Origin of the sequence: Rhodococcus sp. H-CA8f (assembly GCF_002501585.1) — a bacterium.
In the GTDB taxonomy this organism is placed as follows: Bacteria; Actinomycetota; Actinomycetes; order Mycobacteriales; family Mycobacteriaceae; genus Rhodococcus_F; species Rhodococcus_F erythropolis.
Genome location: NZ_CP023720.1, coordinates 3042412 through 3058598, shown reverse-complemented (window position 1 = coordinate 3058598; position 16187 = coordinate 3042412). Strand labels below are relative to the sequence as shown.

Below are 16187 nucleotides of genomic sequence, written 5' to 3'. Positions count from 1 at the left end.
AACGAGATGAGACCACTTCGATACTCGATCAACGTCACCCTCGACGGCTGCTGCCATCACGAGGCGGGGCTCCCACCCGACGAGGAGTCGATGCGCTACTGGACCGCCCAGATGGAACGAGCCGACGCCCTTGTATTCGGCCGGGCGACCTACGAGATGATGGAGTCGGCGTGGCGGCGGCCCGCAACGGGCACATGGCCTGACTGGATGGACGAGTGGGAGATCCCGTTCGCCGAGACCATCGACGAGGCGAAGAAGTACGTCGTGTCGAGCACGCTGAGCGGGGTCGATTGGAATGCCGAGCTGGTGCCGGGCGACTTGGGGCCAGCAGTTCAGCGACTCAAGGAGCAGCCCGGCGAAGGCCTGTGGGTTGGCGGAGTGACACTCCCCCTGGCATTGGCAGACCTGGGACTGATCGACGAGTACGAGTTCCTTGTTCAACCGGTCCTCGCCGGACACGGACCGACGTTGCTCGCGGGCCTGCGCGAGCGCATCCAACTCGAGCTCGTAGACCGCCACGAGTTCCAGTCGGGTGCAGTCGCCGTGCGATATCGGCCCGCTCAAGTACCGACATGACGTGAATGCGCGAAGAGCTGCAATCAACCATGTTCGGTGTTCGGTATTGACCGAACACCGAACATGCTGAAACGATACACGCGTGAACAACCAGGCTTCCGCCGTTGAGGCTTTCGTGATCGACGCCTTCGCAGAATTAGGCATCGACGCCCAACCACCAATCCGCGAACCCGGCACCGGCATCGACCTTGTGCTGGACCCAGACGGTCTTGCCGTCCCAATCCAGATGAAGTACCGCTCTCTGGTCACCGACCAGGTTGCCGAACGACTACTCACCGAAAACCAGTCCACGGACACGACATTGTTTGTCGTATCGGACCGCCTCACCGAAACCGCGCGCGCGATCCTCGTCCAGCGACGCTGCGGCTACCTCGATCTCCGCGGACGACTTGCCATACGTACAGGCAGCATGGTCATAGACGCCGAAGTAAAGACGCTCCAGAAACGCCTTGAACGGTCGGAAGCACTCGGCGGCAAGGCCGGCCTCGAGGTCGCAGTTTCAGTGCTCATGCATCCCGAGCGAACTTTCGCGGTGCGTGAGCTCGCGCGGGAGTTGGGTCGTTCCCCCAGCACGGTCTCGGAGATACTGGCTGCCCTCCGCCGCGACGGTTTCGTCGATGCGAGGAATATGCCGACGAGCACCGACCTGTTCTGGCAGGTCGCCGAGCGCTGGCCGAAACCCCGCGTTCACTTAGCTGCGCTCCCGTCTCGGGACGATGCAACTTTGATGCGACCACTGCGGCTCAATCTCGACACAATCGAGAAGGAACCGGGTTGGGCTTTGACCGACTCTGCGGCGGCCGCTATGTACGGTGCGCCCTTGGCATTCCGCTCAGACCAAACCCTCGACTTCTTTGTCCCCGACCCTCCGACCCTCCGGCGCGCTACTACCCTGCTGGGAACTTCAGCCTCTGCGATGCAGGCGAAGGCCACGTTGCGGGTCGCGCCTGTACCCGCAGCCGTGAATCACCGCGTCAATTTCGACTCCAATGCGCTCGAATGGCCACTGACACATCCGTTGTTCGTCGCACTCGATCTCGCCCAAGACGCCGGACGCGGCCGGGAGATCTTGGACGCATGGACACCCGACGTCCGGTGGACCCGTGTCTGGTAGCCGAGTTACCTTTGCCGGTGATGCGATGGCCGCCGTAGTTCAGGGTATTATCGAGGTCCGGTCACTGCTCGGGGGGCCGCCTGTCATCGTAGGCGGACTCGCTGTATTGTCGCGGTTGTCGAATCCCCACCGAGCCACGGTCGACCTCGATCTTGTGGATCGACTTCTCGGCGATATCCCCCAACTCGAAGTCCTGCGTTCTGCCAACGGCGCTGAGCCTGTCGAGCCGGCAGCCGTCTTACTGCCCACGCCGTACGGATCAGTGAAGGTCGACGTGCTCGAAGTCCGTCAGATCGAGATCGACCACCCCAGCGACGATCCTGGCGATCGTCTCCACGCTTCAGCGCACGCGTGGGCCAACGACACCGCCAGCGACATGACCATCGCGGTGATCCGGGCCCACGGCAATCTTGTCGAGGTCACCACCCCAGTTGCCGAGCCGGGCCCACTTATCGCGATGAAACTTCAGGCGGTGATGAATCGTTCCGGAGACAAACAAGGCACTGACCTTCTCGACATCGTGCACCTCGCGCTCGACGCAGCCACCCGCCCCGCGGCGATGGCGCAAATCAGCTCCGTCGATATTGCCGTTGCCCGCGACATCGCCCTTCACGTCAATCTGTGGTTCAAGGAGAGACGAGAGCAATCTCTCCAGCGGATCCGAGCAGCGGGCGACCGAGATATCGCCGCCGACGACTTCGATCTGGTCGCCGAATTGCTAACTGACGCAACAGATCATCAACGCTGACCACAAACGGGCTATGTCGGACGCGGGAACCGGCCCGGGTGACATTAGTGAAAAACTCCCGTAAGTACGGTGTCGACGTGTTCGACGATCTGCTCACCGACTGGGCCTGTGTCCTCCCCGTTCTGAGCGCGTCGCGGAGTCCGGGCGGTCACGCCATACTGTTCGACTTCGTATCGGCGTCCGACACCGCCGGACGCCGATACGTGTTCACGTCAGCTCGCGGAAACGCCAACGCTCCCGCCGAGGTGGCGGGCGAAGAACCGAGCCGAACTGTCGCGCTCGTAGTCGGGCACCGGATAGTGCCTGCCCGAGTAGGCGTGCAGCGTCTTCTCCTTCGAGCCGAAGGCATCGAACAACGCCACCCCTGACGTGCGGTCGTAATCCTTGTCGTCCCAAGGGATCCGGTACTCGACCGGGACCGTGAGCTTTCGCGCTGCCTCGAGGAGGGAGCTGTCCACAAAAACTCCCCCGAAGCTCACGGCAGCGATCCTGGATTCGACCGGGGCCAACATGAGCCCGGTCACGACCCCTAGCGACACGCCGCCGAAGCCGATCGGAGCGTCGGCGTTGACGTCGGGCAGCGTTTGCAGAGCGTCGATGGTCGCCTGCCATTCCGGCACTGCACGCTCCGCCAACGATCGGTTGTACTCGACGACGATCGGGGCGATCGGCTCGTGGGCCGCCCTAGCCTGGCGGATTGCCTCGCCCCACTGTTCGTCCTGTGTGCTCCGCGGCCGGTCGCCGTGTCCGGGCGCGTCGATCGCGGCGACTGTGAACCCGTGGGAGCTCACACTGTGGAGTGCGCTGGCAATCAGTCCGGGTGCCTTCTTGTGCATGCCGCCGGAGTGCCCGGACAGCAGAAGGGGTGATTCGACAGATCCGGACGCGGGTGACCAGAGCACACCGGTGATGTCATCCAGAATGAAATGGCGTTCGACGACCCCGTTCAACGTCGTCTCGGAAGTGAATTCGATGGTCTGAGAATTGGATTGCATGGTGTTACCTTTCGGGATTGCCTACTCGAGGCGCTCCCGGCGACACCTACGTCAATCGCCGATCCGTGAACACGAGTGGGAGCACCCACATGGTTACAGCGTTCATGGGTCTCACCTCCTGGCGTGTTGTCACGGTCTCGCACAAGCTATCAATCCGAACCGAAGCTCGTCCAATCATTTTTCCAGCGCGCCCGACCGCGGTCATACCCGCGATCGGTCGACGCTCTCGCGGACGGCACGGATGTAGCGGCGCGTCACAAACGCCTGAACTCGACGTCCGATCGGAGCGCCGAGACGCACCCACCACGTTCCAGGCTTGGAGAATGCGACGATCTCGATACGAACCGCTTGGCTGGTCTCGTCGAACTGGACGGCGAACAATTCCTCCCCGCATTCGGGGTGGCCTGCGCGGGTTCCGTACGCGAAGCCCTTGCGATTGGGGTCGTCGACGACATAGACGATCCGAACCGGAATAGTCACCGGACCGAGTCCGAAAGTCGCATCCTGACCTGCCACCGCGGTCGGGGCTGCCGAGCGGACGGTAAGACCGGCTCCGCGGTGCATTCCCCATTCCAGGACGGTACGAGCTGCAACCGCGAAATCTTCACGTCCGGATCCGACCGTCGCGATCTCGTGAACGTGGTGATAGCCAGCGGGGAGAACGCCTGCCGTCGCGCCCACCTCGAGGTACGTCAGTCCGCTCGGGCCGGACGCCATCACTGCTCGCGTCGGTGGCTGAGGATGTTGATCACGTGACCGTCGGGGTCGGTGGCGAAGAACCTGCGCACACCCCACGGCTCCTCGGTGACGGGATAGACGATCGTGTCGCCGCGTTGCACTGCGGCCTCGTACGCCGCATCGAGATCGTCCACCTCGACGGAGACGTCCGGCACGACGGGGGCATGAGCGTCGTGCGTCATGATGCTGATCTGCAAGGACGGATCCGTCGGCGAAGCCAACGTCACGATCCACCCGTGATCCATGACAACTTCGAGGCCCAGCACTTCGGTGTAGAAGCGCTGCGCGGCCTCGAGCGAACTACTCGACAGATCCGAAACTATCCGCGTGACGGCCATGTCCCGGAGGCTACGCCGCCGCCGGAGTCCACCGCGACTTGACGAGGCGCTCGATGTCACCGGAAAGTTCGTCGCTGACGATTCCCGGAAGCAGGATCTGCCACATCTCGTCGACACGATCCGGAAGGTCCGAGCGTCGGGTGAGAACATTCGAAACCAGCTGTACCCCGGTGAATGCCGAGGGCATGAACCTGCCGAACGATTCTGCGCTGACCGATTTTCGGATTTCACCTTCCGCCTGAGCTCTGGCGGTGAGATCCGTGATTGCCGAGATCCATTCGGCGTACGGTTCCACCGGCCCCTCGTACGTGCTCAGTTCCAGCGTCAGGCGAATGCCCGCGCGAACGATCGGCTCGTCGACAATCTGACGTGCCATTTCGTGCGTGAGCATGATCATCTGTTCCAACGGGTCCTTGCCCGTCGCGGAAATCGCCTGCACCGATTCGATCGAGAGCCGATGCTGTTCGGCAATGATGAATTGCGCGAGCTCGTCCTTCGACGCGAAATGGAAGTACAACGCGCCCTTGGTAGTACCGGCCCCCGAGACTATGTCGGCCATGCTGGTGCTGCCGTAACCAGTCTTCTCGAACTGCGCGGCCGCGCCGGCAACGATTTGCTGCCGAGTCAGCTCGGCGCGTGCTTGCTTGACCACTGAATCCCTCTCGTCCTCCAAAGGCCCCCGCCCAGCAAACCCCACGGTTCGCGCCACACTCCAGCTATACCCAAAAACTTCACAATTGCCCCACATTACCAGCGCTCCTTCCATTGCTTCAATTACGAATGCAACAAAGGCGCTGGTCAGACGTCCGATTTAGAGGGAATCTCCTCTCCCCAACGTGCTTTCGTCAACCCGCGCACGGTCCACCAACTCTCCGACGAGGAGCGTCAACTCCATCATCTGGTCCGTGATTTCCTCACGCAACTGCGTTGCATCTGCCTCGGAAATCGCGCCGGACTTGGTATCGAAAGACATCAACAACTCGATATTGGTGCGAAGTGCAGTCAACGGAGCCAGAAGGTCCTGGCCCGCTTCGGTGATCAGACTTCTCTGGCGCGCCCGCGATTCCGACAACGTCCCGAGCATCCGATTGAAACTGACTGTCAACGACGCCAACTCGTCGTCGCCGGTCACCGGAATCGGCGCAAGATCATCCGTTTCGGCAACCCGCCGCGTTGCCGCAGTGAGTCGCGCAATTGGCCGTAATCCTGTGCGTGCCACAGCATCTCCGGCCGCGTAAGCGAGTGCGATACCGGCCGCCCCGAGTGCCGCCAACACCACTGCGAGTCGCTTGAGGACCGAACGTGTCGGCCCCAAGGATTGCGCGACAACCAAAGTTTGGCCCGCAACCGAGGGCTCGACAAGAATTCGATACGCATCGACGGTTGCGATCGTCTGCGACGAATTGCCGTCTGCGATCGACCTGATGGCGTCTGCGCTGGTGCTGAACGGTGGCAGACCGGGAGTCGCCGTCACCAATGCGCCGTCGGCAGTGAGAAGCCCCACCGCCTGGATGACCGCTGTATCCGCGCCGGCCGTCAATCCCAGAACCGGTGTGACACCGCCGAAATTGACGGTGTCGGTGATCGCGTCACTCGTGCGCTCGAGTTGTCGATCGACGTTGCCTTGCAAATACGCGTTGAACACGATGTACACCGCCGATGCCGACACGATCACCGCGATCGCCACCAGGCCTGCAGTCAGCAATTTCACGCGCGCATGGAGCGTCCGCACGTGAATTCCCGATGGTTTTCGACGGCTCATTCCGGGAACCGACACTCTCATGCGCGGTCCCGCAGTGCGGCGTCGAAAGATCCCAACATCCCTCCAGTATGGTCACGGAACCTTAGACGAACCTGAAGCGAACGCGATGTCGGCCTCACAGCGCCGTTCCACTACCGAAAGCCGTGAGCCAGTCCACCGCCCCGGCTTCGGTGTCGAATGCCGGAGCGGTCGCCGGGATCGGTGGTCGTTCGACGACGATCACCGGGATCGACAATTGCCTGGCGGCGGCGATCTTTGCGTACGTCTGCTCGCCGCCACTGTTCTTGGTGATCACGACGTCGATGCCGTGAGTTCTCATCAGATCGACTTCCGCTTCGACGTCGAATGGGCCACGTGCGAGCAGCAATTGCGAGTGAGGCGGCAATGTCCCTGAAGGCGGATCGATGGAACGCACGAGAAACGAGACGTCCTTCACACGGTCGAACGCCGAAACTCCTTGCCTCCCGATCGTCAGAAAAGCGCGTGAGCCGACCGTCGGCACCAATTCTGCGGCGTGATCGAGACTGCGTACGGGAAGCCAAGTGTCGCCGAGTTGCTCGCGCCACGGGGGGCGTCGGTACATGGCGTACGGAACGGAATTCGCGAGGCACGCGTCGAATGCATTTTTGGTGATGCGAGCGGCAAACGGATGTGTGGCGTCCAGCACTGCACGAATATCGTTGTTCGACAACCACTCCGAGAGTCCTTCGGCTCCCCCGAACCCACCGATGCGCACTTCCCCCTCCTGCCATCGAGGATCACGAACCCGGCCGGCCAGCGATGTGACAACTTCGAGGTCGGCTGAACCGGCCAACCGAGAAGCGATCACTCGACCTTCACCCGTGCCGCCGAGCAGGAGCACGCGACGACGAGTACCCGTCGGGGTCAGTGTGTGCTTCTCTCACGCGCCGCCGAGTAGAGATAGCTGTCCGGGAATCCTTCAGCAGTCAACACTCGGCCCACGATCACAACGGCCGTCTTCGTGATGCCGGCTGTATGAACAAGTTCGACGATCGTCTTCAAAGTGCCTCGAACAACGATCTCCTCGGGCCGCGAGGCGAAGGCGACGACCGCCACCGGGCAGTCCTCGCCGTAATTGTCGGCCAACTCGGATGCGATCTGTTCGATGCGATGAGCGCCGAGGTGAATCACCATCGTGGCGCCGCTGCGGCCCAGGGACCGCAGATCCTCGCCCTCCGGCATTGCCGTCGACAAGGTGGAGACTCGGGTGAGAACAATGGTCTGCGAGACGCCTGGGACGGTCAACTCACGCCTCAGCGCGGCGGCGGCCGCGGTAAATGCAGGAACACCGGGAATCATGTCGAAATCGACACCCGCGGCGTCCAGGCGACGAGCCTGCTCGGCTACCGCGCTGAAGATCGACGGATCACCGGAATGCAGACGCGCGACGTCCAGCCCGGCGGAATCCGCTTCGACAAGGATTGCAGTGATCTCGTCCAGGCTCAGGCGAGCGGTGTCCACGACCTGCGCTCCGACCGGGCACCACTCGAGCAACTCCGCCGGGACAAGGCTGCCGGCGTACAAGCACACAGGGCTCGCAGCGATGATGCGTTGCGCGCGGACAGTGATCAGATCTGCCGCACCGGGACCCGCACCGATGAAATGAACGGTCATTGTGTGGATTCCTCCGGCGTATCTGTGTCTGCGCCTGCAGACGGCTGACTTTTTGTGACGGACCATTGGACCACCGGAAGTTGTGGTCGCCAAACGTTGAACGCGCCCAAAGGCTCGGCGCGCTGCACCTGAAAGCGTCGCAGCGTCCCACCATGGCGACTCATCCAGCCGAGCAGCAACGATTCGGACTCGGCAGTCACGGCGTTGGCAACCAGACGCCCGCCCACGCTCAACTGCTCCCAGCACGCTTCGAGCATTCCCGGTTGCGTGACGCCGCCGCCGACGAACACCGCATCGGGACGCCGAACCTCTTCCGCAAACGCCTCGGGCGCGGTCCCTTTCACTGCCAACGCAGGCACGCCGAGATTGAGTGCATTGGCACCGATCTGCGATACCCGGCTCGCCACCTTCTCGAATGCTGTTGCAGTGCAACGCGGGTGGGTTCTCATCCACTCGATGGCGACGGTTCCCGACCCTCCGCCGACGTCCCAGAGGTGTTCTCCCGGCGCCGGTGCGAGTGCACACAACGTCAATGCGCGGATCTCCTGCTTGGTCATCTGACCGTCGCCGACAAACGCAGCATCCGGTAGACCCGGGATTCGAGTCAGCCGCAACGGATGATCGACCGAGATGCACTCGACGGCCAGAACGTTCAACGCGTCCACGTCCTCGTCCGCGTGGTCCCACTCGTCTGCCACCGTGACGGTCCGCGATTCCTCGGCCCCGCCCAGCTGGGCCAGCACAGTCAGAGTCGATCGTCCGAAGCCCGCGGCGGACAACAGACGAGCCACCTCCCCCGGTGTCGAGCGCCCGTTGCTCAGAACCAACAGGCGTGCGCCATCGACCACTGCCGCCAAGACGGTCGCCGAGTCTCGGTTCACCAGGCTCACGACGTCGACCTCGGCCGATGCCCATCCCATTCGCGCGCTCGCCAACGCCACCGACGACGGGTGCGAGATCACTCGCACGTTGTCCGCGCCGAGCAGCCGGACCAACGTGACACCGAGGCCGTGGAACATCGGGTCACCGCTGGCGAGCACACATACTTTGCGGTCCGCGTTCTCTGCGAACATCGACGGCAACGCCGGAATCATCGGAGACGGCCAGGTGAGCCGGGTGGGCGCACGCCGTGCCCCGAGATGTGCCGCCGGGACCAAGTCCAGCTGGCGCGGCGACCCCATCAGGACCTCCGCACCGAGGATTGCACCCTGCGCGCTCTCGGACAGCCCTTCCCAGCCGTCGGCGCCGATGCCGACGATCACCACCGGGTGTGCGGTCATCGCGGCATCCGGCGCCAGATCGTCTGAGGCAGAAGCCGCATGACGAAGAACACCGGCTGCAGAATTCGCGGAACCCACACCCGAGTCGCCCCGGAGTTCAGTCCCCGTACGACGGCGTCGGCGACCTGCGACGGAGTGCTCGACATCGGGGCAGGCGACATTCCCTCGGTCATCTTCCCGATGACGAACCCTGGCCGTACCAACATCAACTGCACGCCCGAACCGTGCAGCGCGTCGCCCAGACCGCTGGCAAAACCTTCCAAGCCGGCCTTTGCGCTCCCGTAGACGTAGTTGGCGCGGCGAACCCGAACGCCGGCGACGGACGAGAACACCACGATCTTTCCGGTTCCCTGTCGGCGCATGATCTCCGCGAGGTGCGTGAGGATGCTGATCTGCGCCACGTAGTCGGTGTGCACCACCGCGACCGCATGCGCCGCGTCGGTTTCGGCACGCGCCTGATCGCCGAGAATTCCGAAGGCCAGCACTGCAACCGAAATCCGACCGTGCTCGGCGACTACGGCGTCCAGGAGGTCTCCGTGCGTGTCGACGGCGTCGGCGTCGAACTCGACGGTGGAGACGCCGACCACTCCGGCGTTCCTGAGCATCTGCTCCTGCTCCGACAGCTCGCCGCTGCGTCTGGCAGCCAGAACGATGTTGCGGCCCGGCGCGAGCCTGACCGCGATCTCGAGGCCGATCTCACTTCGTCCGCCGAGGAGCAGTACCGTCTCGATGTCATTCACGTTCGCACCCGCAGTCACCGCTCCAGTGTCCTGGATTACCGTCGTGGCATGACGCTCACCCCCTCCACCACGCCATCGGCACAGCAGACTCTCACCGAAGACGGGCTGAAGTTCGTCGGTGAATACCACCTCGCGACACTCACGACGTTGCGTCCGAACGGCACCCCACACGTCGTGGCCGTCGGGTTCACCTGGGACCAGGAAGCCGGAAAGGCGCGCGTGATCACCAGCGGTGGTTCACAGAAGGCGATAAACGCAGCGCGTGGCGGATACGCCGCAGTCAGTTCGGTCGACGGTGGTCGCTGGCTCACGCTCGAAGGGCCGGCACGCGTGCTCGCCGACGAGGACTCCGTGGCCGACGCCGTTCGGCGCTATGCCGAGCGGTACCGCCAGCCACGGGTCAACCCAGCGCGCGTGGTCATCGAAATCGACGTCACCCGCATCCTCGGGTCCGCGGCGTTCAAGGAAAGCTGATCAGCCGAGGACAGTCAGGCCGTGCGGACGGTTGTTGAACGACTCGCAACCGTCCGCGGTCACGACGACGATGTCCTCGATACGGGCACCCCAACTGCCGCGGAAGTAGATTCCCGGTTCGATGCTGAAGGCCATACCTTCGACGAGTTCGATGGTGTTGCCCTCGACGATGTACGGCTCCTCGTGCACGGACAGCCCGATACCGTGACCGGTGCGGTGAACGAAGACCTCCGCAAGACCTTGTGCGGCAAGCACTTCGCGGGCGGCAACGTCGACGGATTCTGCGGATACTCCTGGCCGCACCGAATCGACGGCAGCCTGCTGTGCCGCTTCGAGTACCGCGAACTGCGCTGATACCTCGGCGGACGGCTGTCCCATGCTGTACGTGCGGGTGGAATCCGAGTTGTAGCCGGGCTCGACCGGTCCGCCGATGTCGATCACGACGACATCGCCGCTCTCGATCACCCGGTCCGAAACCTCGTGGTGCGGATCGGCGCCGTGCGGGCCTGATCCGACGATCACAAACGCGGCCTCGGTGTGCCCCTCTTCGAGAATCGCCTCCGAAATCGCCTCGCCCACTTCGGCTTCCGTACGGCCGACGATCAAGAACTCGGCCATGCGGGCGTGAACACGGTCGATCGCCGCACCGGCCCGTCGCAACGCCTCGATCTCGGCGTCGTCCTTGACCATCCGCAATTCACGCAAGACGCCGGTAGCGAGGATCGGCAACGCGCCCAAGGTGTCTGCGAGCGGGATCAGGTGCAATGCAGGCATCGCATCCGTCACCGCAACCTTGGCGCCGGTCGGGAGTTGCGCCGCCACAATCGCATACGGGTCGACACCGTCGACCCAGTCGAGGACGGTCAGCCCGAGATCGCCCACCGCCGATTCCTTCAACGACGCCAACTCCAAGCGAGGAAGCACGACAGACGCCTTCGCCGTATCCGCAGCGATGACCAACGCGGTCAAGCGCTCGAAGGAGTCGGCCCGAGAACCCGTCAGGTACCGCAGATCCGGGCCTGGAGTCACCACCAGACCGTCGAGCCCTGCTGATCGAGCCAACTCCGCGGCGCGAGCGATACGTGCGCCGTACACGGCGCTGGAGAATCGGGAATCCTGTTCGGCTGGAGACGTCATGGCTTACAGGTTAGTGCCGACTGGCAGGATGGTGACCATGAGTGGGCCATTGCTTCTCCTCGACGGTGCCAGCCTGTGGTTTCGTGCGTTCTACGCGCTGCCCGAGTCATTCGTCGACCCCGACGGAAGACCTGTCAATGCCGTGCGCGGTTTCACCGACATGGTGGCTTCCCTGATCACCAAACACCAGCCGAGTCGTCTCGCGGTGTGCCTGGACTTGGATTGGCGACCGCAGTTCCGCGTCGATGCAGTCCCGACGTACAAAGCGCATCGCGTCGAAGAAGGCTCTGACGGTTCGTCCGAAGAAGTTCCGGACACGTTGACGCCTCAGGTCGACATGATCATGGACGTGCTCGCAGCAGCAGGAATCGCGACGGCGGGTGCCGTCGGACTCGAAGCCGACGACGTGCTGGGAACGCTCGCCGCCACCGAGCGCGAAGATCTCACCGTCGTCGTCAGTGGTGACCGAGACCTTTTGCAGGTCGTCACCGACGAGTACGTGCCCGTTCGTGTCCTCTACGTGGGCCGTGGCTTGTCCAAGGCCGAACTCTTCGGACCGGTCGAGGTTGCCGAGAAGTACGGAGTACCCGGTGACCGTGCGGGCGAGGCATACGCCGAACTCGCGGTACTGCGCGGAGACGCCTCCGACGGTCTACCCGGCATCAAGGGTGTCGGTGAGAAGACTGCGTCGACGCTGATGCTGCGCTACGGCTCGTTGGCCGGACTTCGCGCGGCCGCAGCTGATCCGGAATCCGACATGGCCAAGGGAATTCGCGCAAAACTCACCTCACCAGAGGCCATCGCTTACCTTGATGCTGCGTTGCCGGTAGTACGAGTGGTTCGCGACGCGGACGTTCAGTTCTCGAAGGACGACCAACTCCCGGCGGCCCCCGTCGATCCCGCACGCTTCGAGGAAGTGGCGGCCTCGCTGAACATCGAGCGTTCGGCCGGACGACTTGCCGCCGCGCTCGAGGCTGCGGCGGCAGGCCGTTCCGACCAGTAGAGCGTCAGCTCGGGCGGCTGACCTCGTACGTGCCGTTGTCGTCGACAAACGTCACAGTCACGTTCGACTTCACACCCGCGATCGAAAGCGTGCAGGTGAACTTGTTGCCTGACTTGACTTCCTGGTCCGCGGGGCACTGAACGTTGCTCACGTTCTTTGCCCCGTAGGACTCGGTGACGATCTTCTCGACGCCGGCCTGAGCCGCGCTCTGATCGAGTGTGTTCTTGCCGAAGACACCGAACACCAGGGCCACCACGACAGCAGCAAGAACGACGAGAACACCGATCGCACCGAAGATCAAGGGCTTCTTCGACTTACCCGACTGGTTTCCGGGCGCACCGGGACTCGGGAACGGCTGAGCCTGGTTCCACTGATTCTGCTGTCCCGGCGCTTGGCCGGGAGCGGCGGCGCCCCATGCCTGCTGAGGTGCGGCAGCAGGCGGCTGACCCCAGGCCTGGGTTGCGTCAGGTGCCTGCTGTTGCCCCGGCTGACCCCACGGCTGAGCGGGAGGCTGCTGCTGAGGTTGTCCCCACGGCTGTTGCTGGCCGGGTTGTCCTTGTCCAGGTTGCTGCGGCTGACCGTACGCAGGCTGACCACCAGGCTGCCCGGGCTGGCCGTAGGCAGGTTGTCCCCACGGCTGTTGCTGGCCGGGTTGTTGACCGGGCTGCGGTGTTTGACCAGGCTGACCCCACGGCTGCTGCTGGCCGGGCTGCTGACCAGGCTGCTGCTGACCGCCCGGCTGCTGAGGATTCTGCCCCCACTGCTGCTCGTTCGGCTGCTGCTGATCACCAGGACCCCATTGCCGATTCGGATCGTTCGGTCCGTAAGGCCCGCTCATGTTCGCCTCCCACTCGAAATACCAGTCTGCGAATCAAACCACATAGTTGCGGTCATGCTGCGTCGACAGCAACTACCCCGCGACGAATTGCAGCTACCGCCCGCGCCGCAGTCTTCGCGACGTCGGCATCCGTCGATGTCAGGCGGACCTGATCGAGGAGATCGATCACCTGACGACACCAACGTACAAAGTCACCCGCAGACAACGCACGGCCCTGCACTCCGGCCGCGATCAGTGCGTCGACAAGCGAGTTCTCACTCGCCCAGTGATAAACGGCGGTGACGAATCCGAGATCCGGTTCCCGCGTCGGCGGCAGCTTGTGACGAATCTCGTCCGACCGCAGTTCGCTCCACAATCGTTGAGTGTCGTTGAGGGCGTGACGAAGCGCCGCTGTCGGCACCCGATCAACGGTGTCGCCGTCCCGACGTGATTCGTAGACCACCGAGGAGACGACGGCCGCCAACTCGGCCGGGCTGAGACCTGTCCACGCCCCGGTCCGCAGGCACTCGGCGACCAGAAGGTCGCTTTCCGAGTAGATGCGGCTGAGTCGTCGTCCGGATTCGGTGACTTCGGGCGCTGCTTCGGCAGTCATGTACTCACGCTCTTTGAGTAGCGCAATGATGCGGTCGAACGTCCGCGCTAACGAGTTGGTGGTGGCCGCTGCCTTTTCCCTCATCGACTGCGTTTCCCGGGCCAGTCGGTTGTAGCGCTCACCGATCCGGCTCAGATGTTCACGATCGGGCCAGCTGTGGCACGGATGCGAGCGAATAGCGCGTCGCAAAGTAGCGACCTCGGCGTCTTCGGACGCGCCCGCCTTGTGGCGCTTCTTCCGCCGGGGGGCACTGATCCCGGTACTACGCAATGCCGAGGCCAGATCGCGCCGGATCCTTGCGGTGTGGTGATCGACATGCTTGGGCAGGCGCATCTTTCCCAGAACGTCGGCTGCTTCCGGGAAATCACCCGAGGAGAGTCGGCCGGCCCACTGATCGGCAGTCAAAACCAGCGGACGCGGGTCCTTCGGATCGTTGTCCGGGACGAGGACCACTGCCACCCCGGAATGACGACCGATGGGAATTGCGATCACGTCACCGCGGGCGAGTGCACGGAGGGACTCCACCGCATCTCCGCGTCGGTCTTCGCGGCCCTTACGTTCGAGCGCGCGCTCGCGCGCACTGAGCCGCTCACGCAACGACGCGTACTCGAAGTATTCGCCGTCCGCACCGCCGAGTTTCTCCTGCAAACCCTTCAGCGCTTCTTCGTTCCGCTCGATGCCACGCACCAGGCCGACCACCGAGCGATCCGCTTGGAATTGTGCGAAGGAACGCTCGAGCAGCTTCCGTGAATCGGCCGCGCCCATGCGTTCGACGAGGTTGATCGACATGTTGTACGAGGGGCGGAACGAACTGCGGAGCGGGAACGTCCGGGTCGACGCCAAGCCGGCGACATCCGTGGGCTCGACCCCGGGCTGCCACAGGACCACAGCGTGCCCTTCGACGTCGATGCCGCGTCGGCCTGCCCGACCGGTCAGCTGCGTGTACTCCCCCGGTGTCAGTTCGGCATGCGATTCACCGTTGTACTTGACCAGACGTTCGAGGACCACCGTGCGTGCCGGCATGTTGATGCCGAGGGCCAGCGTCTCGGTCGCGAAGACCGCACGCACGAGACCCTTGACGAACAGTTCCTCGACTGTCTGGCGAAATGCCGGCAACATGCCGGCATGGTGAGAGGCCAGTCCGCGTCGCAGTGCCTTGCACCAGTCCCGATATCCGAGAACTTCGAGATCCTCCTCGGGTAGTTCCCCGGTGTGTTTCTCGATGATGGTGTCGATCTCGCGAACCTGCTCCGGCGAAGTCAGATCCAGTCGGGACCGCAGGCACTGTGCAAGAGCCGCATCACAACCGGCGCGGCTGAAGATGAAGGTGATCGCCGGGAGCAGTCCGGACTGGTCCAGCTGCGCGATGACGTCGGGGCGTGGCAAGGGCCGGAAATCGTTGGAACTCTGGTAGCTGCCACGACGCCCGCGGCCACGCGGCTGCCAGCTCTCGACGCGTTCGAGAGCCTGACGCTGCTTGACGTGGCGAACCAGATCCTGGTCGACGAGCACGGTCTTCGGCCCAGCCGCAGGATGACTGCGGCTGTCGAAGAGATCGAAGATCCGTCGACCGACCATGATGTGCTGCCACAGCGGGATCGGCCGCGTCTCGTCGACGACCACGGTGGTGTCGCCGCGGACGGTTTCCATCCAGGAGCCGAATTCTTCGGCATTGCTCACGGTCGCCGACAAACTCACCAGCCGAACATCCTCGGACAGGTGCAGGATCACTTCCTCCCACACCGCACCACGGAACCGGTCCGCCAGGTAGTGCACTTCGTCCATGACTACGTGCGAAAGCCCGCGCAGTGCCTCGGAATTTGCGTAGAGCATGTTCCGCAGGACTTCAGTGGTCATGACGACCACCGGTGCGTCGGAGTTGATACTCGAATCACCCGTCAGCAGGCCGACCTCGCTCGGGCCGTACCGCTCGACGAGTTCTGCGTACTTCTGATTACTCAACGCCTTGATCGGCGTCGTGTAGAAACACTTGCGGCCCGCCGCGAGAGCCAGGTGGACAGCGAACTCGCCGACCACGGTCTTGCCTGCACCGGTCGGCGCGCAGACAAGGACTCCGTGGCCCGCTTCGAGCGCAACGCATGCCTTCACCTGGAATGGATCGAGTTCGAACTTCAGGCTGGACGCAAACGTGCTCAGTTCACTCTTGTTCATAACCACCTCGTCAGGGTTTCACACGCCGCCGACGTGGTGGCACGG

The 16187-nt window shown here is 63.5% G+C and carries 17 protein-coding genes; 5 read left to right on the top strand and 12 right to left on the bottom strand.

What is annotated here, in order from left to right; genetic code table 11:
- The first annotated feature begins 6 nt into the window (after positions 1-6).
- The 3 genes from CPI83_RS14315 (at position 7) to CPI83_RS14305 (ending at position 2438) form a co-directional block, all read left to right on the top strand.
- Entirely contained in the window at positions 7-576 is a 570-nt protein-coding gene (locus CPI83_RS14315) for a dihydrofolate reductase family protein (protein WP_021333484.1), read from the top strand.
- An 82-nt stretch (positions 577-658) separates the two neighbouring features.
- Positions 659-1690, top strand: a complete 1032-nt coding sequence (locus CPI83_RS14310) for a helix-turn-helix domain-containing protein (RefSeq protein WP_029255386.1) — start codon at positions 659-661, stop codon at positions 1688-1690.
- Positions 1680-2438: a nucleotidyl transferase AbiEii/AbiGii toxin family protein gene (locus CPI83_RS14305; RefSeq protein ID WP_029255387.1), complete on the top strand. Its 759-nt coding sequence runs from the start codon at positions 1680-1682 to the stop codon at positions 2436-2438. Before CPI83_RS14310 ends, CPI83_RS14305 begins: the two co-directional genes overlap by 11 nt.
- 212 nt (positions 2439-2650) lie before the next feature.
- Here the strand turns inward: CPI83_RS14305 and CPI83_RS14300 are convergent, their stop codons facing one another.
- The 9 genes from CPI83_RS14300 to CPI83_RS14260 all read right to left on the bottom strand — a co-directional run bounded on the left by CPI83_RS14300 (position 2651) and on the right by CPI83_RS14260 (position 9944).
- Positions 2651-3433, bottom strand: a complete 783-nt coding sequence (locus tag CPI83_RS14300) for an alpha/beta hydrolase (RefSeq protein WP_037119485.1) — start codon at positions 3431-3433, stop codon at positions 2651-2653.
- A 201-nt stretch (positions 3434-3634) separates the two neighbouring features.
- On the bottom strand, positions 3635-4150 hold the full coding sequence (locus CPI83_RS14295) for a DUF1990 domain-containing protein (protein WP_029255389.1): 516 nt from the start codon (positions 4148-4150) through the stop codon (positions 3635-3637).
- The gene (locus CPI83_RS14290; RefSeq protein WP_029255390.1) at positions 4150-4509 is read right to left on the bottom strand and encodes a VOC family protein; all 360 of its coding nucleotides are present in this window, start codon (positions 4507-4509) and stop codon (positions 4150-4152) included. Before CPI83_RS14290 ends, CPI83_RS14295 begins: the two co-directional genes overlap by 1 nt.
- A gap of 10 nt (positions 4510-4519) precedes the next feature.
- Positions 4520-5161, bottom strand: a complete 642-nt coding sequence (locus tag CPI83_RS14285; protein WP_019748499.1) for a ScbR family autoregulator-binding transcription factor — start codon at positions 5159-5161, stop codon at positions 4520-4522.
- Positions 5162-5320: 159 nt separating this feature from the next.
- Positions 5321-6220: a HAMP domain-containing protein gene (locus CPI83_RS14280; protein ID WP_225320034.1), complete on the bottom strand. Its 900-nt coding sequence runs from the start codon at positions 6218-6220 to the stop codon at positions 5321-5323.
- 166 nt (positions 6221-6386) lie between these two features.
- Complete coding sequence (locus CPI83_RS14275; RefSeq protein WP_029255391.1) at positions 6387-7133, bottom strand: cobalt-precorrin-6A reductase; 747 nt, start codon at positions 7131-7133, stop codon at positions 6387-6389.
- A 23-nt stretch (positions 7134-7156) separates the two neighbouring features.
- Positions 7157-7906, bottom strand: a complete 750-nt coding sequence (cobM, locus tag CPI83_RS14270; protein ID WP_029255392.1) for a precorrin-4 C(11)-methyltransferase — start codon at positions 7904-7906, stop codon at positions 7157-7159.
- Positions 7903-9186: a bifunctional cobalt-precorrin-7 (C(5))-methyltransferase/cobalt-precorrin-6B (C(15))-methyltransferase gene (locus CPI83_RS14265; protein WP_029255393.1), complete on the bottom strand. Its 1284-nt coding sequence runs from the start codon at positions 9184-9186 to the stop codon at positions 7903-7905. Before CPI83_RS14265 ends, cobM begins: the two co-directional genes overlap by 4 nt.
- Positions 9183-9944: an SDR family NAD(P)-dependent oxidoreductase gene (locus CPI83_RS14260; protein WP_097387356.1), complete on the bottom strand. Its 762-nt coding sequence runs from the start codon at positions 9942-9944 to the stop codon at positions 9183-9185. The genes CPI83_RS14265 and CPI83_RS14260 overlap by 4 nt, the downstream gene beginning before the upstream one ends.
- A 30-nt stretch (positions 9945-9974) precedes the next feature.
- On the opposite strand from CPI83_RS14260, the gene CPI83_RS14255 reads away from it, so the two are divergent.
- Positions 9975-10400, top strand: a complete 426-nt coding sequence (locus tag CPI83_RS14255) for a PPOX class F420-dependent oxidoreductase (protein ID WP_019748505.1) — start codon at positions 9975-9977, stop codon at positions 10398-10400.
- Here CPI83_RS14255 and CPI83_RS14250 read toward each other — a convergent pair whose 3' ends face one another.
- On the bottom strand, positions 10401-11537 hold the full coding sequence (locus CPI83_RS14250; protein WP_021344317.1) for a Xaa-Pro peptidase family protein: 1137 nt from the start codon (positions 11535-11537) through the stop codon (positions 10401-10403).
- 37 nt (positions 11538-11574) lie between these two features.
- On the opposite strand from CPI83_RS14250, the gene CPI83_RS14245 reads away from it, so the two are divergent.
- Positions 11575-12540 (top strand): 5'-3' exonuclease, encoded by a 966-nt coding sequence (locus tag CPI83_RS14245; protein WP_029538151.1) that lies wholly within the window; start codon positions 11575-11577, stop codon positions 12538-12540.
- 4 nt (positions 12541-12544) lie between these two features.
- Here CPI83_RS14245 and CPI83_RS14240 read toward each other — a convergent pair whose 3' ends face one another.
- Together CPI83_RS14240 and CPI83_RS14235 are read right to left on the bottom strand one after the other, a co-directional pair.
- A complete protein-coding gene (locus CPI83_RS14240) occupies positions 12545-13378 on the bottom strand; it encodes a DUF4333 domain-containing protein (RefSeq protein ID WP_020907805.1) in 834 nt (277 codons plus the stop codon).
- Positions 13379-13430: 52 nt separating this feature from the next.
- On the bottom strand, positions 13431-16142 hold the full coding sequence (locus CPI83_RS14235; RefSeq protein WP_021344319.1) for an RNA helicase: 2712 nt from the start codon (positions 16140-16142) through the stop codon (positions 13431-13433).
- Positions 16143-16187 lie beyond the last annotated feature (45 nt).

Coding starts and splice junctions, on each gene's coding strand:
- CPI83_RS14315 (WP_021333484.1), top strand. CDS start 7: ATGAGACCACTTCGATACTCGATCAACGTCACCCTCGACGGCTGCTGC.
- CPI83_RS14300 (WP_037119485.1), bottom strand. CDS start 3,433: ATGCAATCCAATTCTCAGACCATCGAATTCACTTCCGAGACGACGTTG.
- CPI83_RS14295 (WP_029255389.1), bottom strand. CDS start 4,150: ATGGCGTCCGGCCCGAGCGGACTGACGTACCTCGAGGTGGGCGCGACG.
- CPI83_RS14290 (WP_029255390.1), bottom strand. CDS start 4,509: ATGGCCGTCACGCGGATAGTTTCGGATCTGTCGAGTAGTTCGCTCGAG.
- cobM (WP_029255392.1), bottom strand. CDS start 7,906: ATGACCGTTCATTTCATCGGTGCGGGTCCCGGTGCGGCAGATCTGATC.
- CPI83_RS14265 (WP_029255393.1), bottom strand. CDS start 9,186: ATGACCGCACACCCGGTGGTGATCGTCGGCATCGGCGCCGACGGCTGG.
- CPI83_RS14255 (WP_019748505.1), top strand. CDS start 9,975: ATGACGCTCACCCCCTCCACCACGCCATCGGCACAGCAGACTCTCACC.
- CPI83_RS14250 (WP_021344317.1), bottom strand. CDS start 11,537: ATGACGTCTCCAGCCGAACAGGATTCCCGATTCTCCAGCGCCGTGTAC.
- CPI83_RS14245 (WP_029538151.1), top strand. CDS start 11,575: ATGAGTGGGCCATTGCTTCTCCTCGACGGTGCCAGCCTGTGGTTTCGT.
- CPI83_RS14240 (WP_020907805.1), bottom strand. CDS start 13,378: ATGAGCGGGCCTTACGGACCGAACGATCCGAATCGGCAATGGGGTCCT.
- CPI83_RS14235 (WP_021344319.1), bottom strand. CDS start 16,142: ATGAACAAGAGTGAACTGAGCACGTTTGCGTCCAGCCTGAAGTTCGAA.